The sequence below is a fragment of the Duganella guangzhouensis genome, assembly GCF_009674535.1.
Classification (GTDB): Bacteria; Pseudomonadota; Gammaproteobacteria; order Burkholderiales; family Burkholderiaceae_D; genus Rugamonas; species Rugamonas guangzhouensis.
This window is the reverse complement of sequence record NZ_WKJK01000009.1, coordinates 305,498-327,099: the sequence shown is the minus strand read 5'-3', so window position 1 is coordinate 327,099 and position 21,602 is coordinate 305,498. Positions and strand designations below refer to the sequence as shown.

Annotated in this window: 16 protein-coding genes; 14 read left to right on the top strand and 2 right to left on the bottom strand. The window is 63.3% G+C overall.

What is annotated here, in order from left to right; translation table 11 throughout:
- Positions 1-67: 67 nt before the first annotated feature.
- Complete coding sequence (locus tag GJ699_RS19005) at positions 68-1,105, bottom strand: aldose epimerase family protein (protein WP_154379112.1); 1,038 nt, start codon at positions 1,103-1,105, stop codon at positions 68-70.
- Positions 1,106-1,332: 227 nt separating this feature from the next.
- On the opposite strand from GJ699_RS19005, the gene GJ699_RS19000 reads away from it, so the two are divergent.
- From GJ699_RS19000 to GJ699_RS18980, 5 genes are all read left to right on the top strand, one after another.
- Complete coding sequence (locus tag GJ699_RS19000) at positions 1,333-2,175, top strand: class I SAM-dependent methyltransferase (RefSeq protein WP_154379110.1); 843 nt, start codon at positions 1,333-1,335, stop codon at positions 2,173-2,175.
- Positions 2,176-2,184: 9 nt separating this feature from the next.
- Complete coding sequence (locus GJ699_RS18995; protein WP_154379108.1) at positions 2,185-3,060, top strand: dienelactone hydrolase family protein; 876 nt, start codon at positions 2,185-2,187, stop codon at positions 3,058-3,060.
- Positions 3,061-3,200: 140 nt separating this feature from the next.
- Positions 3,201-5,516, top strand: coding sequence for a TonB-dependent receptor (locus GJ699_RS18990; protein WP_154379106.1), 2,316 nt, complete (start codon positions 3,201-3,203; stop codon positions 5,514-5,516).
- Positions 5,517-5,598: 82 nt separating this feature from the next.
- Positions 5,599-6,960, top strand: a complete 1,362-nt coding sequence (locus GJ699_RS18985; protein ID WP_229262174.1) for an alpha/beta hydrolase — start codon at positions 5,599-5,601, stop codon at positions 6,958-6,960.
- A gap of 14 nt (positions 6,961-6,974) precedes the next feature.
- Positions 6,975-8,918, top strand: a complete 1,944-nt coding sequence (locus tag GJ699_RS18980; protein WP_154379104.1) for a lactonase family protein — start codon at positions 6,975-6,977, stop codon at positions 8,916-8,918.
- A gap of 42 nt (positions 8,919-8,960) precedes the next feature.
- Here GJ699_RS18980 and GJ699_RS18975 read toward each other — a convergent pair whose 3' ends face one another.
- Complete coding sequence (locus tag GJ699_RS18975) at positions 8,961-10,217, bottom strand: ABC transporter substrate-binding protein (RefSeq protein WP_195763582.1); 1,257 nt, start codon at positions 10,215-10,217, stop codon at positions 8,961-8,963.
- 156 nt (positions 10,218-10,373) lie between these two features.
- On the opposite strand from GJ699_RS18975, the gene GJ699_RS18970 reads away from it, so the two are divergent.
- From GJ699_RS18970 to GJ699_RS18930, 9 genes are all read left to right on the top strand, one after another.
- Positions 10,374-11,369, top strand: a complete 996-nt coding sequence (locus GJ699_RS18970) for a glycoside hydrolase family protein (protein WP_229262173.1) — start codon at positions 10,374-10,376, stop codon at positions 11,367-11,369.
- An 88-nt stretch (positions 11,370-11,457) separates the two neighbouring features.
- Complete coding sequence (locus GJ699_RS18965; protein ID WP_154379100.1) at positions 11,458-12,240, top strand: DeoR/GlpR family DNA-binding transcription regulator; 783 nt, start codon at positions 11,458-11,460, stop codon at positions 12,238-12,240.
- 19 nt (positions 12,241-12,259) lie between these two features.
- Positions 12,260-13,390: an FMN-dependent L-lactate dehydrogenase LldD gene (lldD, locus tag GJ699_RS18960; RefSeq protein WP_154379098.1), complete on the top strand. Its 1,131-nt coding sequence runs from the start codon at positions 12,260-12,262 to the stop codon at positions 13,388-13,390.
- Between the two features lie 172 nt (positions 13,391-13,562).
- Positions 13,563-15,656 carry a bifunctional rhamnulose-1-phosphate aldolase/short-chain dehydrogenase gene (locus GJ699_RS18955; RefSeq protein WP_154379096.1) on the top strand — a complete coding sequence of 698 codons (2,094 nt, stop codon included), beginning with the start codon at positions 13,563-13,565 and terminating at the stop codon, positions 15,654-15,656.
- Between the two features lie 23 nt (positions 15,657-15,679).
- Positions 15,680-16,972, top strand: a complete 1,293-nt coding sequence (gene rhaI, locus GJ699_RS18950; protein WP_154379094.1) for an L-rhamnose catabolism isomerase — start codon at positions 15,680-15,682, stop codon at positions 16,970-16,972.
- A 60-nt stretch (positions 16,973-17,032) separates the two neighbouring features.
- Positions 17,033-18,034, top strand: coding sequence for a rhamnose ABC transporter substrate-binding protein (rhaS, locus tag GJ699_RS18945; RefSeq protein WP_229262172.1), 1,002 nt, complete (start codon positions 17,033-17,035; stop codon positions 18,032-18,034).
- A 21-nt stretch (positions 18,035-18,055) separates the two neighbouring features.
- On the top strand, positions 18,056-19,621 hold the full coding sequence (locus GJ699_RS18940) for a sugar ABC transporter ATP-binding protein (RefSeq protein WP_229262171.1): 1,566 nt from the start codon (positions 18,056-18,058) through the stop codon (positions 19,619-19,621).
- Complete coding sequence (locus GJ699_RS18935) at positions 19,609-20,595, top strand: ABC transporter permease (protein ID WP_154379090.1); 987 nt, start codon at positions 19,609-19,611, stop codon at positions 20,593-20,595. Before GJ699_RS18940 ends, GJ699_RS18935 begins: the two co-directional genes overlap by 13 nt.
- Positions 20,592-21,596: an ABC transporter permease gene (locus GJ699_RS18930; protein ID WP_154379088.1), complete on the top strand. Its 1,005-nt coding sequence runs from the start codon at positions 20,592-20,594 to the stop codon at positions 21,594-21,596. The genes GJ699_RS18935 and GJ699_RS18930 overlap by 4 nt, the downstream gene beginning before the upstream one ends.
- Positions 21,597-21,602: the final 6 nt, after the last annotated feature.

Below are 21,602 nucleotides of genomic sequence, written 5' to 3'. Positions count from 1 at the left end.
CCCAAGGCGGTGAACTGACCGGCGCCGGCCGCAGACTGCCGGCGCCTCACCGTCAACAACGGAACCTTTACTCCTGGCGATACGGCAACTGGTAAGCCTGATAGGTGTTGGTCCAGCTGAACTGCTGGCCCGGCGCGATGTCGTAGCGGATGAAGGGCTCGATCGCAAACACCGAGCGTATGCCCCAGATCACCGCGCGATACAGTGGTTGATTGGCGGTGGCGCGCAGGCCGATGCCCAGTCGCGTGTTCTCGAAGCGAAAATCGTAGTCGCCGGCCTCGTTACCGAAACCGACCGGCAGGCTGCGGATCGCATCCTTGCCCACCAGCGTGCGCGTGAAGTTGACGGTGCGGCCGTTGTACGCCAGCGGCGTGTCGCCCAGCGGATCGGCCGGTTTGGGATCGAAGCCGAAATGCATCGCATAGTCCGGCCCCGGGGTCTGATTGTCCCAACGCATGAAGTTGTGGTTATACACAAAACCGCTGATCGGCTTGCTGCCAGTGTTGCGCAGCGTGTGCTCCAGCACCAGCGTGGCCTTGCCCGCCACCAGCGCGACTTTCTTGGTGTAGACGTAGCCATAGCCGGAATCCGCATCGTTGATGACCTGCTTGAAGGTCACCGCATTTGCCTGTTTCTCCACCTCCCACTGCGTGCCTTTGACTATCTCGTACTGGCGGAAATGATCATAGGGCTGCTCATCCGGCTTGCGTAGGATGCCGACGCCGATCTTGACGAAGGTGCCGCCCGGCTTGGCCGCCTCCCATCCCAACGCGGTGCGTTCCGGCAGCGACGCAAACTCCTCCGGCAAGCCGACCATGGTGGTACTGGTACCGGTGGCGATCTGCTCACCGCGATATGCGTAATCGCTGACCGCCGGATCATTGATCTCCGACCACGGGGTGATGTACTCGTGGCCTTGGTACTTGAGGCTGGTAATCACGCCCGACCAGTCGAAACGGGTGCCGCGATAGTAGCCCTGCTGCGCGTCGGGCAGGGCGATGGTGGCGCTCAGTTGGTCATTGGTGATGGTCGTGCTGGGCGTCTGTGCCCAGGCTATGCCGGGGATGGCGGCCGCCGCCAGCGCGACAGCTACAAGCTTGTTCATGAAAGGTGTCTCCTGTGCTGATTTTTTCGCCACGATATGTCGGGCTAAAAAAATAATCAATGAAATCAGCGGAGTATGTGCACATTGAAATAGTGCGTCTGGATTGACATACAAAAGGCATATGTCAATCCAGACATATTATTTCAATGTGTACATAAGCTACTGATTTTATTGATTTTTATGATTGGCTCACATATCTTGCTAGCAAAACTACAAGGAGACAAGTTGTGAGCAAGGACAAACTGTTGTGCTTTTTCGGCGCGCTGATGTTGATGCCGCTGACTGTATCGGCACAAGATGAACCCGGATCGCAAGCGGCTCAGATCGCATCGATCAAGCAGCGCGGCGCGGTGGTGGAGCGCGCTTACGCCAAGCCTGACGCGGCCGCCAGCCTTGCGGACATTTCGCCCAAGGTGCATTTCGAAGCCGTCAATCCCGGCGAGCCGGCCGGCGACCGGCTCGGATCGGCGCGCCGCCTGGCCGCCGCCGTGGTGGCGCAGGATTTGCAGGCGCCACGTTCGATTGTCGACGTCGGCTCGTTCACCGGCGAGTTTCTGGAAGCCTTCATGCAGCGCTTTCCACTGTCGCATGGCCAGTGGACCGAACCGGTCACCAACAACGAGGACAATGCCAAGGCGCGCCTGGCACGCTTCGGCAAGAACGTCGACTACGTGATCGGCTGCCCGGGGCGCGACATCAGTCAGGGTTGCGTGCCGCAGAATGTGGACGTGCTGCTGACTTCCTGGCTGTCGATCCACCAGAACCTGAACGGCATCCGCCGCTTCTACCAGCAAGCCGCGAGCAAGTTGCCGGCCGGCGGCTGGCTGATCAACCTGGATCACGTCGCCGTCGACCGCTCGGTGTGGACGAGCCGGCTGAACGGCGCGCGTGAAGAGCTGGCTTCCAGCGGCATCAACGCCATCGTCGAAGGCCCGCCGGTGCATCATCCCGAGTACGTGACGCCGTCGCTGGCGGAGCAGATCGCCGGTTTGAAGGATGCCGGTTTCACCGACGTCAACGTGGTCTGGCAGCGCCTGGATACGGTGCTGCTGATGGCGCGTAAAAACTAGGACGTGCAGATGAAACGGATCATCGCATTACTACTTTGCCTGGCAGCCCTCGCAGCCAGCAACGCCGGCGCCCAAAGCCCGGCGCAAAGCGCCACCACCGAAAAGCTGCGCAGCTCGCCACAGCGACACGAGTGGATTGAGATTGCACTGGGCAGCCGCCGCCTCAAGGCCATGCTGATCACCCCGCAGACCAAGCCGGCCGGCCCGGTGGTGCTGGTACTGCACGAAGTGTTCGGCCTGACCGATTCCACGCTGGCGACAGCGGACGAGATCGCCGCAATGGGCTACATCACACTGGCACCCGACATGCTGTCCGGCTTCGCGCCAGATGGCGGCGGCACCAGCGGTTTCGCCAGCACCCGCCTGGCTGGCGACTTCATGACCTTGCTGCCCGACGCCACCGTCAACGCCACGCTGAACGCCTGGTCCGACTATGCCGCCACTCTGCCGGGCAGCAATGGCAAGACCGCAGTGGTCGGCCTGTCGTGGGGCGGCGGCGCGGCCTTCCGTTATGCCGCGTCCGGCGTGCATCGCGCCGGCTTGCAGGCGGTGTACGTGTTCTACGACGTCGGCCCGCCGGCTGTCACGCAGGGGCCGGACAAGTTCAAGCCGGACGCCGCGCCGCTGTCGGTCGATCGCATTGACGTGCCGGTCCACGGCTTCTATCCGGAGCGCGACACCCGCGTCATGGCCAGTCTGCGAAAGACCCGCGACGCCATGGCCGCCGCCGGCAAGCGCTTCGATGTCGTGATCTATCCCGGTGCCGAACATGCGTACCTGCGGGTAGGCGCCGCGCCCGACGATGCTAACCCCGCCAACGCCGCCGCCATCAAGGCCAGTTACGCTCGCCTGCAAGCCTTGCTGGCCGCGCCGGACCAGAGCTAACAGGCGGCCAGCCTCACCGATTACTCAGGCTCGCGTCCGTGGACGCCAGCCTGGCAAGGGCGGCGCTCGCCCATTTTTTAACCAGCGCACCACGAAGCAAAGCATCACCAAAACTATAGAAATTACATGGAGACAAACAAATGAAGCCGATTACCAATTTATTGACGACCGGGGGTATTGTGGTAGGTTGCGTTGCCGCCGGCAGCAGCATGGCGCAAACCACCACCAGCGACGCCGCCAAGGCCGCGCAGGACAGCGGCATGACCGAAGTCGTGATCACCGCCGAGCGCACCGCCGGCGTGCCGTCCAAAACGCCGATCGCGCTGAGCGTGATTTCCGGCGACACGCTGAAAGAACGTGGCATCGTCAACGCGGCGGATTTGCAGGACATGGTGCCTGCGCTGATCGTCGGCAATCAGGCGCACGGCGTCAACGTGTCGATTCGCGGCGTTTCGACCACCGACCTGACCAGCAAGGGCGAGCAGGGCGTGTCCTTCAATCTGGACGGCATTCCGGTGTCGCGTCCGCAGGTGATGGGCAATGCCTTCTTCGATCTGGAACGGGTGGAAGTGCTGCGCGGGCCGCAGGGCACGCTGTACGGCAAGAGCAGCACCGGCGGCGCGATCAACGTCATCACCGCCAAGCCGCAGAAAGAGTTCGACGCATCGGCCAGCGTCGATATCGGCAATTACAACGCGCGCCGCGCCGAGACCATGGTCAACATCCCGGTCACCGACAACTTCGCGCTGCGCGCCGCCGTCAGCGTGAACTCGCGTGACGGCTACATCACCGAATCGATCAACAAGACCAGCAGCCTGACCTCGCCCAAGCTGGATGACGAGGACAACCGCAACGCGCGTATCTCGGGCCTGTGGGAAATATCCAAGGCGGCCAGCCTGCTGGTGACCGGCACCTTCGGCCACGTCGGCGGCTCGGGTCCTGGCCCGGTGCTGTACAAATCGCTGCTGACCCAGGGCAGCTCGGCGGCGCGCCAGGTGTATTTCAATCCCTACACGCCATCAATGGATGACAGCTACAACGGCATCAACGCCGAGTTCAACCTGGATCTGGGCGCGGTGCACCTGACCTATGACGGCGGCCACAGCAAGTTCAAGGCCAACGACCTGACCGATCCGTCCGTCATCGGCTCGGCCGCCAACAACGATCAGTTCACCTGGCAGGAATACCATTCCAACCTGACCAACGACGCGCACGAGATCCGGTTGTCGAACAGCACGCCGCAGCGCTTGAACTGGGTGGCCGGCGTCAACTACCAGCGCGAGCTGAATGACGAGCGCGACCAGAACTGGGCTTCGACCGCCAGCTGCTCGCCATCAATGTCGGCTTCGTGCAATGTGCCGAATCCGGCGATTGTCGGCCCGACCCAGCACGAGAGCAAGAGCGTGTTCGGCCAGGTCAACTTCAACGCCACCGAGGCGCTGAAATACACCGTTGGCGCACGCTATTCGGATGACAGCATGTTCCGTACCGCTTCCATCGTGCTGGGCAGCGGCCATACCGATGTCAACGGCAATCCGTGCGCGCCGGGCACCGCCTGCGTGGGCGGCGGCACCGTTACCCGCGACGATGGCAGCCAGGCCGCCAAGCGCCTGACCTGGCGTCTGGGCGCCGACTACCAGTTGGGCGCGCGCCAGATGGTGTATGGCTACGTGGCCACCGGCTACAAGGGCGGCGGTTTCAACGACCTCGACCCGGCCACCGGCAAACCTGGTCCCTACAATCCGGAGAAAGTGCTGGCCTATGAAGCTGGCTACAAAGGTCAGCTGACGCCTACGCTGCAATACAACTCGTCGGTCTACTACTACGACTACAAGAGCTACCAGGTCACCAGCGCCGCTTTCTTCGGCTTTGGCGCAGCCGGCCCGGTGATCCTGATTTACACCAAAACCGCGCCCGCCAAGATGGCCGGCTGGGAAAACGAGCTGAACTGGAAGATCACGCCCAACGACAAGCTGGGCCTGACGCTGGCCTTCGAGCGCGCGCATTATGGCGATCTGGCGGTCGGCTTCCTGGCTTCCAATCAGGTCGACTTCTCCGGCAAAACCATGGATAGCGCACCAGCCGCGACTGCATCGCTGGCGTACTCGCACCGCTGGGATCTGGAGGCCGGCGGCAATGTCACGCTGACCTTCAATACCCGTTACAACAGCGGTTATTACAAGAGCGATCTGGCCGGCCTGGGCGATCTGGGCACCAACACCTACATTCACGCGCCTCAGCAATACAAGCAGGACTCGTTCACCCGCAGCGATCTCGCGCTGGCCTATACCGCTGCGTCCGGAAAATACGATATCCGTGCTTACGTGCGCAATATCGAAGACAAGCTGCAGTTGAACAGCATCGTGCCGAGCACCACCGCCGATTTCGACGGTGGCACCACGGCGCGCGTAACGGCACCGCGTACATTCGGCGTCAAGGTGGGCATGCACTACTAATTGGCTTTACTCCGGCGCAGTGCTGACGCGGCGCCGGCATCTCTTTTCATTACATAGGAATATCCACATGAGGAAACTCAGCATGCTCTTGCGCCACCTTGGGGCGGCGGCCATTGTGTACGGTGCGGCGCAGGCGCCGGCCAGCGCGCAGTTTGAAGTCGGTCTGCCGCTGGACCCGTCGATCAAGGCCACCTTCGTGCATCTGGCGCCGGGTGTGCCAGCGGTACTGTATCAACCGGTTCAGCCGGGAGCGAAAAGCCATATCGGTTTGTTCGTCATGCATGCCGACGGCGATTATCTTGAATTTTCCGCCTGCACCGAGTTGTCCAAGCGCGGCTACTCGGTGCTGTGCGCGAACAATAGCAGCAGCAAGTCATTCAATTTCAATGACGGCATTCTTGACGATATCCTGTTGCAGACCAAGGCCGGCGTGTCTTACCTGAAGAAGGCACAGGGCATCAATAAGGTGGTGCTGTTTGGCCACAGCGGCGGTGCCACCATCATGACCGCCTACCAGGCGATTGCCGAACGTGGTCTGGCGTTCTGCCAGGGCAGCGGCTACATCCACAAATGCCCGGACAAGCTGGCCGGCCTGCCGGCCGCGGATGGCGTGGTGCTGGCCGATGCCAACTGGGGCCAGGCGGAGATGGTGCTGCTCAGTATCGATCCGTCGGTAGTGGATGAGACCAGCGGCATGAAATCGAATCCCGCGTTTGATCTGAAGAATCCGAAGAACGGCTACCGTCCGGATGGCGCGCAGTACAGCCCTGAATTCATTCGAAAATACCAGGCTGCGGTGAGCCGGCGCGCCAATCAGCTGTTGAAAACGGCGCAGGATCGTCTGGCCGCAATCGAGGCCGGCAAGGGGAAATATGCGGATGACGAAGCGTTCATCGTGCCGGGGGCTTTCGTCGGCGCCAACAAGATGTTCCCGGAAGATCCGCGTCTGCTGTCGCGCTCGCGCAAGGCGTGGCCGCTGCTGCATGGGGATGGTTCGGTGAGCACCGAAATCATCCATTCGGTGCGGGTGCCGGAATCGCCGCCGATGAAGCTGACGTCGTTCAAGTTTGGCGCGCTGAAGACTACCGTGCGCAATTACCTGTCCAGTTATGCGATCCGTACCACGGCCGATTTTGGCTATGACGAGGACAGCATCCGCGGCGTTGAGTGGCGTTCGACTTACGCCAGCCCGCCGGGCAATGCCGAGGGGATTTCGGTACCGTTCCTGGCGCTCGGCATGACTGGTCACTGGGAGGGCTTGGCGGCGGAAATCATCTACGACAAAACCGCTAGCGCGGACAAGTCGCTGGCTTTCGTTGAGGGCGCGGATCACGTTTATCGTCCTTGCACCAAGTGCGAGAAAACGCCGGGCCAGTTTGGTGACACCGTCAAGACTACCTATGACTATGTGGATGGCTGGCTGAGCAAGGCCGGTCGTTTCTGAGGAGGCGTTTGAGTATGGCAAACAAATCACTGCTGGTGGCGCTGGGCGCGGCCGGCTGGCTGGCGGCCGGCGTCGCCGGAGCGGCGGATTGTGAGCGCATCTACATCGGCACGCATCAGCAGGGCGGGGCGCCATCGCTGTTCACGGCGACGTTTAATAGCCGGGATGGCAGCTTTGGCGCGGCGTCGGCGGTGGCGTCGATGGACCGGCCGACCTGGCTGGTCAAAGATCCGGCGCGGCCGTTGCTGTATGTGGTCAGTGAGGTTGGCAATGACGGTGCCACGCAGGGCAAGGTGTTCAGCCTGCGTATTGTGCCGGGCGATGGTGCGCTGGCTGAAGTGGGCAGCGTGAGTTCCGGCGGGGGCGGTCCGACGCATCTGGCGCTGGATGCGCGCGCCGGCACGCTGCTGGTGGCCAACTACGGCACCGGGCAGGTGGCGGTGCTGGCGCTCGACGCCGCTGGCAAGCTGTCCGGCCCGGTCTCGGTGGTGCAGGACCAGGGCAGCGGCCCGACAGCGCGGCAGCGCGGACCGCATGCGCATGGGGTTGCCATCGATCCGACCGATCGCTATGCGCTGGTGGCGGACTTGGGCGCGGACCGGGTGTTCATCTACCGCTACGAGGCCGCTACGCGTCAGCTGGCACCGTCAAGCGAGCTGCGGCTGCCGGCGGGCACCGGACCGCGCCATCTGGTGTTTGGCGCTGACGGGCGGTTTGCCTATCTGCTGTCTGAATTTACTGGCGAGCTGCGGGTTTATGGCTGGGATGCCGGCAGTAGCAGCTTGCGGGAGGTGCAGACGCTGTCCATCCTGAGCGCTGGCTTCAGCGGCAAGATTAGCGCTGGTGAGGTGATTGTTTCTGGCGATGGCGGGCAGGTGTATGTGTCGAATCGTAGCGACAATACGGTGATTGCTTATCAAGTGCAGCCGGGAGCGGGGCGGCTGACGGAGTTGCAGCGCTTGCCTGCGGGAGGCGAGGTGCCGTCGCATCTGGCGCTGTCACCGGATGGGCGTTGGCTGTTGTCGTCGAACGAGGCGTCCAGCGCGGTGACGGTGTTTCAGGTCGCCGGCGATGGACGGCTGAGCGCGACGGCGCGCAAGCTTGATGTCGCCAAGCCGGTCAATGTGGTGTTTGCAGGCGCTTGTTCGGCTGCGGTGGCTGCGGCGCGTGAAAGCGCCATCCAGCTGGAGCGGGGCGACATCAAGGGCACGCTGACCTTGCCGGATGGCGCGGCGGCCGGGCCGGTGGCGTTGCTCATCGCTGACGCCGATGCCACTGACCGTGACAGCAACGCGCCCGGCACCACCAGCCACAGCCTGCGCCAACTGGCGCGCGCGCTGGCGGCGCAAGGCATCGCCAGTGTGCGCTACGACAAACGCGGCGTCGGTACGAGCGTTGGCGCGAATGGCCGGCCCGCCAGCGCCAGCGGCAGCGGTACTGGCACCGGCGTCGACGTCGGCGCGGACGGCGCCATGGGCAACGGCGACGGCATCGTCGGTGGCCCGGGCTCGGGCGCGGGCATGGCGGGCGGCGCGGGGGCGGGGGCGGATCTGGCGCTGCAGGCGGCGGATGCGGCGGCTTGGATCGAGTTGCTGAAGAAGGACGCTCGCTTCAACAAAGTCGTCGTCATCGGCCATGGCGAAGGCGCGCTGGTCGGCCTGCTGGCCGCCAACCAGGTCGGCGCCGGCGGCTTTGTCGCGCTGGCGGCCAGCGGCGAGCGTACGGCCGCCGAATTCGGCAAGCTGAAAATGCACGCCCGTATCATCCTGGGCGACGCCGATCAGCAGGCCGGCCCGGACGCCGCGCGCGCGCTGGAACAGGCCCGTCCCGGCACGCCCGTAGCAGTTATCGCCGGCATGAACCACGCGCTGTACCTCGCGCAACCCGGCGCGGCGGACGCTCAGACGGTGGCGCCAGAGTTGGTGACAGCGCTGGTCAGCTTCCTCAACAAGCGCTGACCCGCGCACGCCATGGCAACCATCTGGCATTGACGCTGTTGGCTAGCGACTTTCCGCGCCGCTCTTGCGGCGCGCATCCTCGATGTAGCGGATCGTTTGGTCGGCGTCATACGGCGGCTTGAGGAACTGACGCAAGCCTTCGTAGCTAGGCGTGACCAGTTCGGTGCGCGCATCGCGGTCGAAGAAGTAGGTCAGGCCGGCGGCCTTGCCGAGGATGGCGTTGGTGGCTTCGCCCAGCACCGGCTGGGTTGCGCCGTCCGATTGCGCCGCCAGCGTCTGGTCGGCCTGGGCAATTACCCGGGTGGCACCGCTTTCGGCCAGGAAGGTCAGGAAGCGTTTGCGCGCTTCGACATGGGCGCTGTTGGCCGGCAGTACCAGCACATCCATCGGCGCCTCTTCGTATTGCGGCATCTCCGCCGAGTAGGAGGGGAACGAGAAAAAGCCCATGTCGGGCGCGATCGCGGCCGGGAAGCGGGCGGCGATGAAGCTGCCGGTCAGCATCATGCCGACGTGCTGCCGGTATAGATAGGGCAGCACGCGGTCGATTTCCTGATCCATGGTCGGCGCGAAGAAATAGCCTTTGCGCAGCAGGCCGCCCCAGACGTCGAACACCTGGTGCACTTTCGGATCGGTGAAATGGGCGTCGCCGTTCAGCAGCTTGCGATGGAATTCCAGGCCGTTGATGCGCAGGTTCAGATAATCAAACCACGCCGCCGCCGGCCACGCGCTTTTGGCGCCCAGTCCAATCGGCGTGATGCCGGCCGCCTTCAGCTTCTCGCACACCTGCAGGAACTCGCTCCAGGTCGCTGGTGGCCGCAGGCCCATCCGTTCAAACAGCGACTTCCGGTACAGCATGCCCCAGACGTAGTAATACAGCGGGAAACCATACACCTCGCCGTCGATGCGCGTGCCTTCGATGGTGGCGGGGACGAATTTCTTTTTCTTCAGCAGCGCCACGGTGTCGGCATCGAGCGGCGCCAGCAGCTTGTTGCGGGCCGCCTCGCGCAAGTTGGCGCCGGCGTACCAGAACGCCAGGTCGGTCTGCCCATTGCGCAGCCGCGTGATCAGGTCTTGCTTGTACTGTTCCTGCGGATAGCCGTTGTGGACCACCTGAATGTCGGGATTGGCGGCGCTGAACTGGTTGATGATGTTGATCATCGCGCTGCGCTGCGGGCTATTGGAAATCACGTAGTCGATCACCAGCCGGTCGGCAGCGACGCCCGCGCCTGGCAGGCTCAGCGCGGCGCAGAACACGGCTCCCGCCAACCACAAGCGGGCGGCTGAAACGGGGAGTGTCATCCGAGGCACTGTCATGATTCAAGTGTGTACGCGATGCCAGGGCAAGTCAAATAAAAAGTAGTCGGCGCAGCAATATTTCGTGTATCAGACTAAACAATGTTGCGTCGCTGTGATGCTATGCTACCGATAACATAATTCAAACGGAGGCGACAGGCAGTGAAGACATACTTGTTGATGTTGGCGCTGTGCGCCGGCGGCGCGATGGCGGCCGATGCGGCCAAGCCCTTGTATCGCGACCCGGTGTACGACGGCGCGGCCGATGTATCGATTATCTATGATCGCGGCGCCAAACTGTGGAAGATGTTCTACACCAACCGCCGCGCCACCATGCAGCTGCCGGACCGCAAAGATGTGGCCTGGGTGCACGGCACCGCGATCGGCATCGCCACCTCGGCGGACGGTGTGCAATGGCGCTACCAGGGTACGGCCGCTTTGCCAGCCGCCTGCACCGACACCACCTCGTGGGCGCCCGAGCTGTACTATGAAAACGGCACTTACCACATGTGGCTGACGGTGGTGCCCGGCATCTTCCACCGCTGGGGCGAACCGGGCGCGAGCGGCCGCATCGTGCACCTCACCAGCGCCAATCTGGCCGACTGGGCCTGCGCCGATCAGGTGGACGTCGGGACCACGCGCATCATCGATGCCAGCGTGCTGAAGCTGGGCGAGCGCTACCGCATGTGGTACAAGGACGAAACCGTGGGCAGCAAGATCGTCGCCGCCGACAGCACCGATCTGCGCAGCTGGCGCAAGACCGGCGACGGTCCGGTCTCGGCCACGCGCGGCGAAGGCCCGAAGGCGTTCCGCTTCAAAGGTTATTACTGGATGGTGGCCGATGCCTGGAAAGGCTTGATGGTGCTGCGTTCGGACGATGCCAGCCACTGGCGCCAGCAGGATGGCTATATCCTGGCCGAGCCGGGCCAACAGGCTACCGACCGCGGCATCGGCCAGCATGCGGACGTGGTGGTTGACGGCGAGCGCGCCTTCATCTATTACTTCGTGCATCAGGGCGCCGAGCCGGAAGCGGCGGCTAATCCTTACTGGCAGCAGCGCACCGTGATTCAGGTGGCGGAGCTGGTCTACAAGGACGGCGCGCTCAGCGTGGACCGTAACGCGCCCTTGTCATTCAAGCTCAGCGCGCCTGCAAACTGACGTATTGTGATCGTTTATGATAGTAATTGACGAAAAATGATACAATCGGCATCGGAAAAACTTTCAACTACAGCACAGGTGGTCGGGCATGCACATCAATGAGCGTGAAAAAATCATTATCGACGCCATGGGAGCGGCCGGTTTCATCAGTTACCGGCAACTGGAGGGCATGCTGACGGCCTCGCCAGCCACCATCCGTCGCGACCTGATGCGACTGGAGGAGCGCGGCGTGCTGACGCGCGTCCACGGCGGCGCCCGCGTCGCCGAGGGTGAAGCGGGCGGTGGCCGCGATGCCGGCCATCTGCAGGGCACGCCATTCGTGCAATCGATCACGCTGAATCTGGCGCAGAAGGAAGCGATCGGCAAGGCCGCCGCCAAGCTGTGCGTGGCCGGCGAGGGCATCATGATCGACGGCGGTACCACCACGCTGCAAATGTGCCAGCACCTGGCCGGGCTGGATTTGCAGGTGCTGACCAATTCGCTGCACATCGTTGGCGCGCTGCTGCAGCAGACCGGTACCCGCATTCTGGTGCCGTCCGGCACGGTGTACCGCGAGCAGAACATCATCCTGGCGCCGCCGAATGAAGAGTCGATGCCGCGCTTCTACGCGCCCAAGCTGTTCATGGGCGCGGCGGCGCTCGGCCCGTATGGCGTGATGCAGGCCGACGATGTGCTGGTGGCCGCCGAACGCCGTCTGATCGAGCGCGCCGAGCAGGTGATCCTGCTGGTTGACAGTTCCAAGTTCCATTCCTCCTCAGGCACCATCGTCTGCGATCTGAACGAAGTACATACGGTTGTGACGGACAAGGGCATTCCCGATGTCATGGTCCGCCACATCAAGGACGCCGGCGTGCGCCTGATCATCGCATAACAACAACCAGAGACAATCCATGATTATTTCCTCGGCTACCGATTTCCGGGAAGCCGCGCGCCGCAAGGTGCCGCCTTTCCTGTTCCATTATCTTGACGGCGGCGCCGGCGCCGAGCAGACGCTGCGCAACAACGTCGACGATCTGCAGCGCATCAACCTGCGCCAGCGCGTGCTGCTGGGTTCCGAGCAGCTGGACCTGAGCACGCAATGGTTTGGCAAGGAATACGGTTTGCCGGTGGCGCTGGCGCCGGTCGGCCTGACCGGCATGTATGCCCGCCGTGGCGAAGTGCAGGCCGCGCGCGCCGCGTCCGGCCGCAATATCCCGTTCATTCAATCGACGGTGTCGGTGTGCCCGCTGGCCGAGGTGGCGCAGTCGATCGACAAGCCGATCTGGTTCCAGCTGTATGTGCTGAAAGACCGCGCCTTCATGCGCGACGTGTTGCAGCGTGCCAAGGCGCTGGGCGCGACCACGCTGGTGTTCACGGTCGACATGCCGGTGCCCGGCGCGCGCTACCGCGATGCGCACTCCGGCATGAGCGGCCCGAATGGCCCGCTGCGCCGCATGCTGCAAGCCTGCGTCCATCCATCGTGGGCCTGGGATGTCGGCCTGTTCGGCCGCCCGCATGATCTGGGCAATATCTCCGCCTATCGCGGCGAGGCCACCGGCCTGGCCGACTACATCGGCTGGCTGGGCGCCAATTTCGACCCCGGCATCGGCTGGGCCGACTTGCAATGGATACGCGACGAATGGCAAGGCCCGATGGTCATCAAGGGCATTCTGGAGGCGGACGACGCACGTGCCGCGCTGTCCTTCGGCGCCGACGGCATCGTAGTGTCCAACCACGGCGGCCGCCAGCTGGACGGCGCGCTGTCCACCGCCCGCGCGCTGCCGGCGATTGCGGAAGCGGTCAAGGGCAAGATGACCATTTTTGCCGATGGCGGCGTGCGCACCGGCGCCGACGTGTTCAAGCTGCTGGCCCTGGGCGCCGACGGCGTGCTGCTTGGGCGTGCCTTCGTCTACGCGCTGGCGGCGCAAGGGCAGGCCGGCGTCGAGAAGCTGCTGGCCATTCTGGAAAAGGATATTCGCACCAATATGGTGCTCACCGGCGTGAAATCAGTCAAAGAGATCGGTCCACACTTGCTCGCATGAAATAAATTGATCGGTATCGAGTCATATCGATCACTAATATGAGTAATTGAGAAAAACGATGATTGAAAACGATTAGATTCCTTCATTGTCAGGTATGCTGTGAAAACTCAGTGATTTGTTTGCCGCCCGTCTCCCGGCGGGTGGTTTTTTTCACCACTTACCTCGACAAAAAATGACTGCAAAACCATTTCCAGCCTGGGACGACAATGCAACCGCCGGCATGGACGAAGCCTCTCTGCTTCTGTATCGCTCCAATCTGCTCGGCTCCGACCTGCGCATCACCAACTACGGCGGCGGCAACACCGGCGCAAAAGTATCGCTGCCAGACCCAGTGAGCGGCGAAGCCACCCAGGTACTGCTGGTCAAAGGCTCGGGCGGCGACCTGGGCTCGATGAAGATGGATGGCTTTTCCAGCCTCTATCTGGACAAACTGATCGGCCTGAAACAACGCTATCGCGGCCTGGAGTTCGAAGACGAGATGGTCGGCTACCTGCCGCACTGCACCTTCAACCTGAATCCACGCGCTGCCAGCATCGACACCCCGCTGCACGCCTACCTGCCGTTCAAACACACCGACCACATGCACCCGGACGCGCTGATCGCCATCGCGGCGATGGCCAATAGCGAGCAAGTGACCAAGGAAATCTTCGGCGGCGAAATGGGCTGGGTGCCTTGGCGTCGTCCAGGCTACGAACTGGGCCTGCAACTGGAACAATACGTCAAAGATCATCCAGGCATTCGCGGCCTGGTGATGGCTGGCCACGGCGTGTTCACCTGGGGTGACACCGCCAAGTCCTGCTACCAGAACACGGTGCAGGTGATTGAACTGGCCAGCGCCTGGCTGGAGAAGAAATCGGCCGGCAAGCCAGCCTTCGGCGGCGAAAAACTGCAAAGTCTGCCACAAGCCGACGCCGACACCGTGCTGGCGCGCCTGCTGCCGGTGCTGCGCGGCCTGGCCTCGGCCAGCGGCGGCCACAAACTGGCCCACGTTGATCGCAGCGATGCGGTGGTCCAATTCGTCAATAGCAATCAGCTGGAAGAGTTGGCCGCGCTGGGCACTTCCTGCCCGGACCACTTCCTGCGCACCAAGATCCGTCCGCTTGTGCTGCCGGAAGCCACCTGGTCGCTGCAAGGCCCGGAACTGCGCGCCGCGCTGGACAGCGCGCTGGCCGACTACCGCGCCGACTACACCGCTTACTACGAGCGCTGCAAGCGCGCCAACAGCCCGGCGGTGCGCGATGCCAACCCGGTAGTGTTCCTGCTGCCACGCATCGGCATGGTGACGTTGGCCAAGGATAAAGCCACCGCCCGTATCGCTGGCGAGTTCTACATCAACGCCGTCAACGTGATGCGCGAAGCCAATGCGGTGGACGCTTACGTCGGCCTGCCTGAGCAGGAAGCCTTCGACATCGAATACTGGTTGCTGGAAGAAGCCAAGCTGCAGCGCATGCCGGCGCCGAAAGCGCTGGCTGGAAAAATCGCCTTCGTCACCGGCGCCGCCGGCGGCATCGGCCGCGCCATCGTCGAGCGTTATCTGAAAGAGGGTGCTTGCGTCTCGCTGGCCGATATCGACGTCGAAGCGCTGAATGAATCCGTGGCTGCGCTGCAAAAGAAATTCGGCCGCGACGTGGTGCACGGCGCCCGCTGCGATGTGACTTCGGAAGAATCCGTCATCGACGCCATCAAATCGACCGCGCTGGCCTTCGGCGGCATCGATCTGCTGGTCTCCAACGCCGGCATCGCTTCCTCGGCGGCGATTGAAGACACCACGCTGGCGCTGTGGAACCGTAATCAGGCCATCCTGTCCACCGGCTACTTCCTGGTCGGCCGTGAAGCCTTCCGTACCATGAAAGAGCAGGGCGTGGGCGGTGCGATGGTGTTCGTCGCTTCCAAAAACGGTCTGGTCGCTTCGAATCAGGCGATGGCGTACTGCGCCGCCAAGGCCACCGAAATCCACCTGTCGCGCTGCTTCGCGCTGGAAGGCGCGCCGCTCGGCATCCGTTCCAACGTGGTCAATCCGGACGCGGTGATCCGTGGTTCGCGCATCTGGTCCGGCGACTGGAGCAAGGAACGCGCCCAAGCCAACAAGATCGACGAAGAGCAACTGGAAGAGTTCTACCGCCAGCGCTCGATGCTGAAGCGCAGCGTGCTGCCGGAAGACATTGCCGAAGGCGCTTACTTCTTCGCTGCCGAGCACCTGTCGGGCAAGTCCACTGGTAACATCCTGAACGTGGATGCCGGTAATCTGATGGCATTCACCCGCTAAGCGGCAGGATAGAGGAGACAGACATGAGCAAAATTATCGAGCAATCGACCATCGCCGCGCACAACGAGCCGCAACTGGCCAATCTGCGCGCCGATTATCAGTACCTGGGCGAGCAACTGCGTCGTCGCGGCATCGACATCGACGCCATCAAGGCCAAGGCCGCCGCGTTCGCGGTGGCGCTGCCAAGCTGGGGCGTCGGCACCGGCGGCACCCGTTTCGCCCGCTTCGCCGGCATCGGCGAGCCGCGCAATGTGTTTGACAAGGTGCAGGACTGCGGCGTGATCCACCAACTGGTCGGCATCACCCCGACCGTGTCGCCGCACCTGCCATGGGACAAGACCACCGATTACGCCGAACTGCGCGAATACGCCGGCTCGTTCGGCCTAAACTTCGACTGCGTCAACTCCAACACCTTCCAGGACCAGAAGGGGCAAGCGCATTCGTACAAGTTCGGCAGCCTGACCCACGCCGACGCGGCCACCCGCCAGCAGGCGGTGGAGCACAATATCGAATGTATCGAGATCGGCAAGGCGCTGGGCGCCAAGGCGTTGACGGTGTGGGTGGGCGACGGTTCCAACTTCCCAGGCCAGCAGCACTTCGGCCGCAGCTTCGAGCGCTACATCGAGAGCAACCGCAAGATCTACGCGGCGCTGCCGTCGGACTGGCAGATGTTCCTCGAACATAAAATGTTCGAGCCGGCGTTCTACTCGACCGTGCTGCAGGACTGGGGTTCGAGCTACATCGCCGCCACCGCGCTGGGCGAAAAGGCCAAGTGCCTGGTCGACCTGGGCCACCACGCGCCCAACGTCAACATCGAGATGATCGTGACCCGCCTGGCCGCCACCGGCAAGCTGGCCGGCTTCCACTTCAACGACAGCAAATATGGCGACGACGATCTGGATTCCGGCTCGATTAACCCGTACCAGCTGTTCCTGATCTTCAACGAGCTGGTGGATGCCGAGGCGCGCAAGCTGCCAAACTTCAAGCCGGAATACATGCTGGACCAGTCGCACAACGTGACCGACCCGATCGAAAGCCTGATGAACAGCGCCACCGAAGTCCAGCGCGCCTATGTTCAGGCCTTGCTGATCGATCGCGCCGCGCTGGAAGGTTTCCAGGATGGTTGCGATGCGCTGCAGGCGACCCGCACGCTGAAGCAGGCCTACACCACCGACGTTACGCCGATTCTGGCGCTGGCGCGGGCGGAAGCCGGCGCGGCGGTCGATCCGGTTGGCGCTTACCGTGCCAGCGGCTACCGCGCGCGAGTGGGCGCGGAGCGGCCGGCGGTGGCGTCGTCGGGCGGTGGCATCGTCTGATCGCAGTAGTATAAGCAGCACATAAAAGCAGCACACTAAAAACAACAACAGGAGACGTGCATGAAAATGCCATCCCTACGGCAGGTCGTGGGTGGCCTGCTGCTGGCTGCCGCCTGTGGCGGCGCCAGCGCGGCGGAGCAGGTCAAGATCGCCATGTTGGTCAAGGCGCTGGGCAGCGGTTTTTTTAACGCTGCCCAGATGGGGGCGCAGGAGGCGGCCCGGCAGTTGGGTGATGTCCGCATCATCTACACCGGGCCGACTTCGGCCACCGCCGAAGGCCAGGTGGAACTGGTCAACGCGTTGATCATGCAAAAGGTGCAGGCGATCGTGGTCTCGGCCAACGACGCCAACGCGCTGGCGCCGATCGCGCAGAAGGCCATGAAGCGTGGCATCAAGGTGCTGTCGTTCGACAGCGGCATCGTGCAGGGCGGTCGGCTGATGCAGCTGAACCCGTCCAGCCCGCCGCTGGTCGGGCACAAGCTGGTCGAGCTGGCCAGCCAGGCGGCTGGCGGCGCCGGTGAAATCGCCGTGCTGTCCGCCACCGCGCAAGCCACCAACCAGAACATCTGGATCAACGAGATGAAGAAGGTGCTGGCTCAGCCTGAATATGCGAAACTGACGCTGGTTGGCACCGTGTATGGCGACGACCAGTCCGACAAGAGCTACCGCGAGGCGATCGGCCTGTTGCGCAGCAATCCCAAACTGAAAGTGATCGTGGCGCCGACCACGGTGGGCATCGTCGCCGCCTCGCGCGCGGTGGTGGATGAGCATCTGGTCGGCAAGGTCTATGTCACCGGTCTCGGTCTGCCATCCGAGATGGCGGGCCACGTCCACAGCGGCGCGGTCAAGAGCTTCGCGATCTGGAATCCCATCGATCTCGGGTATGCCGCCACCTATGCCGCCTATCGCTTCGTCAAGGGCGAGGCCAGCGGCAAGGCCGGCGAGCAAGTCGCGGTGGGGCGCATGGGACAGCTGACCATCGGCGCCGGCGGCGAGGCCGCGCTGGCACCGCCGTTCGTCTATGATGCTTCCAACGTCGACAAGTACGCCCGTATGTTCTGAGCCAACGCCAGGAGTATGTTCATGCAATCAGTAAAACAGATGCCCGCCGCCGATGGTGACGCCTTGCTGCAGCTGTCCGGCATCAGCAAGCGTTTTGGCGGTGTGGTGGCCTTGCGCGATGTGTCGCTGTCGGTGCGCGCGGGCGAGGTGATGGCTTTGGTCGGCGAGAATGGCGCCGGCAAGTCCACCATGGTCAAGATTTTGACCGGGATTTATCAACCGGATGGTGGTACGTTTACGCTGGACGGCAAGGCGATGGTGCTGCGCGGTCCGCAATCGGCGGCGCGCGCCGGCATCACCGCCGTGCACCAGGAAACCGTGATGTTCGACGAACTGACGGTGGCCGAAAACATCTACATCGGCCATCAGCCGCGCCATCCGTGGACCCGGCTGGTCGACTGGCGCAAGATGGAGGCCGACGCCGAAGCACTGCTGCGCCGGCTGGAAGTCGAGATTCCGGTGCGCGCCAAGGTCAAGGACCTGTCGATCGCGCAGCGCCACTTTGTGGAAATCGCCCGCGCGCTGTCGCAGGAAGCCAGCGTGGTCATCATGGATGAGCCGACGGCGGCGCTGTCGCGCAAGGAAATTCAGGAGCTGTACCGCATCATCGGCCAGCTGAAGGCGGCCGGCAAGGCGGTGATCCTGATTACCCACAAATTCGACGAAATCTACGCGGTGTGCGACCGCTACACCGTGCTGCGCGATGGCCAGTACATCGCCACTGGCGCGCTGGCCGATATCGACGAGGCAGGCCTGGTGGCGTTGATGGTGGGGCGCGGCGTGTCCGAAGTCTATCCGAAGGCGCAGGTGGCGCTGGGCGAGACCGTGCTGGAAGTCGAATGCCTGTCGCACCCATCCGAATTCGACGAGGTCAGCTTCTCGCTGCGCCGTGGCGAGGTGCTGGGCTTTTACGGCCTGGTGGGCGCCGGCCGCTCCGAGGTGATGCAGGGCTTGTTCGGCCTGACTTCGGACGTGTCGGGCGAAATCCGCATTGACGGCCAGCCGGTTCACATCCGCAGCGCCGCCGAGGCGATCCGGCGCGGCATTGCCTACGTGCCGGAAGATCGTCAACACCACGGCGCCATGCTGGAAATGTCGATACTGGAAAACAGCACGCTGGCCTGCCTCAACCAGTTTGGCCCGGTGCTGGCCGGCCACCGCGACGCCGAGCGCGCGCTGGCGCGCAGCTATGCCGAGCAGCTGGAGCTGAAGGCCGCGCATCTGGATCAGGCGGTGCAGGAACTGTCCGGCGGCAATCAGCAAAAAGTGGTGCTGGCCAAGTGGCTGGCCACCAAGCCGAAAGTCATCATCCTCGACGAGCCGACCAAGGGCATCGACATCGGCTCCAAGGCCGCCGTGCACCGCTTCATCAGTCGTCTGGTGGAGCAGGGCTTGGCGGTGATCCTGGTGTCGTCCGAACTGCCCGAAGTGCTGGGCCTGGCCGACCGGGTGGTGGTGATGTACCACGGCCGCGTTCAAAGCACGTTTGCGCGTCACGAGGCCACGGCGGAAGCGGTGGTCGCGGCGGCGTCCGGCATGGCGCTCAGCCATGTTCCATCGATGGAGGTAAATGTATGCGTTTCCTGACTCAGCGGGAACCTCAACTGGCGCTGGTGATTGTGTTGCTGGTGCTGCTGATCGGCTGGCGCGCGCCGGTGTTTCTGTCGGTCGACAGTTTCACCAATGTGCTGACCGACAGTTCGTTGCTGATCATGCTGGCGCTGACCCAGATGCTGGTGATCGTCACCCGTGGCATCGATTTGTCGGTGGCGTCCAGCCTGGCGCTGTCGGGCATGTTGTCGGCGATGCTGGTGGCGGCTTATCCCGGCACGCCGCTGTTGCTGGTGGTGCTGCTGGCGGCTGTCACCGGCCTGCTGTGCGGCCTGGTCAACGGTGCCCTGATTGGCCTGCTGAATCTGCCGCCTATCGTGGTCACGCTCGGCACGATGAGCATTTATCGCGGGCTGGTGTTTGTGGTGTCCGGCGGCGCCTGGGTGTCGTCGCACCAGTTGCCGAAGGACTTCTTGGCCTTCCCGCTGGAGACCATGGCCGGCATGACCAATCTGTTCTGGATCGCCACCGGTGCGGTGCTGCTATTCTGGGGGCTGACCCGTTACGCGCGCTTCGGCCGCGACCTGTACGCGATCGGCAATCAGCCAGCCTCGGCGCGCTACGTTGGCGTGCCGATCAAGCAGCGGTTGGTGCTGGTGTATGCGCTGTCCGGGCTGGTGTCCGGCTTGGCCGGCTATCTGTGGGTGGCGCGTTACGCGGTGGCCTACACCGAAGTGGCCTACGGCTTTGAATTCACCGTGATCGCGGCCTGCGTGATCGGCGGCGTTTCGATTGGTGGCGGCGTCGGCAGCGTGGCTGGTACTGTGCTGGGCGCGCTGTTCCTGGGCGTGATCGGTAACGCCTTGCCGGTGCTGAAAGTGTCGCCGTTCTGGCAGAGCGCGCTGACCGGCGCGGTGATTCTGGCGGCGGTGGTCATCAACGCGCGTGGCAAGGGCCATGGCGCGCGCCAGATCCTGCCCGTCAACTTATCGAAAGGAGGTGCCGCATGACGCAAGCGACACTGAGCGCGGCGAAACATCAAATCGCCGACAACGCCAGCTTCAACTGGCGCGCGCTGCTGCAGAAATGGGAAGTCATGCTGGCGCTGCTGCTGTTGGTGGTGATGGCCGCCAACGGCGTGCTGCTCGATCATTTCCTTGATCTGGATAACCTGGCCGACAGCACTTTCAACTTCAGCGAAAAAGCGCTGATCGCGTTGCCGATGGCGTTGCTGATCCTGTGCCGCGAGATCGATTTGTCGGTGGCTGGCGCGCTGGCGCTGTCGTCGGTGGCGATGGGGCTGGCCAATCAGGCCGGATTGCCGCCGCCGATGCTGTTCCTGGTCGGCATTGGCACTGGCGTGTTGTGCGGGCTGGTCAACGGTCTGCTGGTGACGGCGTTCCGCCTGCCATCGATTGTGGTGACGATCGGCACGGTGTCGCTGTTCCGCGGCCTGGCCAGCGTGGTGCTGGGCGATAAAGCCTTCACCAGCTATCCGCAACTGCTGGCCGACTGGGGCCAAGGCTACTTCTTCGACGTGATCCCGCGCCCGTTCGCGGTGTTCGTGGTGTTCGCGCTGCTGTTCTCGTTTGTGCTGCATGCCACCGTGGTCGGACGCCGCCTGTACGCGATCGGAAATAGCCCGGAGGCGGCGCGCTTCGCCGGCATCGGGGTCAACCGTTATCGTTTGTGCCTGTTCATCGCTTCGGGCGCGATGGCCGGCCTGGCGGCTTGCCTGCTGACCGGTCGTATCGGCTCGACCCGTCCCAACATCGCGCTGGGCTGGGAGCTGGAAGTCATCACCATGGTCATCCTCGGCGGCGTCAAGGTTGCCGGCGGCAAGGGCTCGATGGTGGGCGTGCTGCTGGCGATTGCGGTGCTGGGCATGGTCAACTTCGGCATGGCGCTGGCGAATATCCCCGGCATCATCATGACGATACTGGTGGGTGTGCTATTGCTGGTGACCATCGTGTTGCCGCACCTGCTGTCCACGCCGGGCAAACGACATTAAGCGAGG

Bases quoted from the DNA above. Each gene is read 5' to 3' on its own strand.
- GJ699_RS19005 (WP_154379112.1), bottom strand. From the start codon at position 1,105: ATGAACAAGCTTGTAGCTGTCGCGCTGGCGGCGGCCGCCATCCCCGGC.
- GJ699_RS18995 (WP_154379108.1), top strand. From the start codon at position 2,185: ATGAAACGGATCATCGCATTACTACTTTGCCTGGCAGCCCTCGCAGCC.
- GJ699_RS18990 (WP_154379106.1), top strand. From the start codon at position 3,201: ATGAAGCCGATTACCAATTTATTGACGACCGGGGGTATTGTGGTAGGT.
- GJ699_RS18985 (WP_229262174.1), top strand. From the start codon at position 5,599: ATGCTCTTGCGCCACCTTGGGGCGGCGGCCATTGTGTACGGTGCGGCG.
- GJ699_RS18980 (WP_154379104.1), top strand. From the start codon at position 6,975: ATGGCAAACAAATCACTGCTGGTGGCGCTGGGCGCGGCCGGCTGGCTG.
- GJ699_RS18975 (WP_195763582.1), bottom strand. From the start codon at position 10,217: ATGACACTCCCCGTTTCAGCCGCCCGCTTGTGGTTGGCGGGAGCCGTG.
- GJ699_RS18965 (WP_154379100.1), top strand. From the start codon at position 11,458: ATGCACATCAATGAGCGTGAAAAAATCATTATCGACGCCATGGGAGCG.
- lldD (WP_154379098.1), top strand. From the start codon at position 12,260: ATGATTATTTCCTCGGCTACCGATTTCCGGGAAGCCGCGCGCCGCAAG.
- GJ699_RS18955 (WP_154379096.1), top strand. From the start codon at position 13,563: ATGACTGCAAAACCATTTCCAGCCTGGGACGACAATGCAACCGCCGGC.
- rhaI (WP_154379094.1), top strand. From the start codon at position 15,680: ATGAGCAAAATTATCGAGCAATCGACCATCGCCGCGCACAACGAGCCG.
- rhaS (WP_229262172.1), top strand. From the start codon at position 17,033: ATGAAAATGCCATCCCTACGGCAGGTCGTGGGTGGCCTGCTGCTGGCT.
- GJ699_RS18940 (WP_229262171.1), top strand. From the start codon at position 18,056: ATGCAATCAGTAAAACAGATGCCCGCCGCCGATGGTGACGCCTTGCTG.
- GJ699_RS18935 (WP_154379090.1), top strand. From the start codon at position 19,609: ATGCGTTTCCTGACTCAGCGGGAACCTCAACTGGCGCTGGTGATTGTG.
- GJ699_RS18930 (WP_154379088.1), top strand. From the start codon at position 20,592: ATGACGCAAGCGACACTGAGCGCGGCGAAACATCAAATCGCCGACAAC.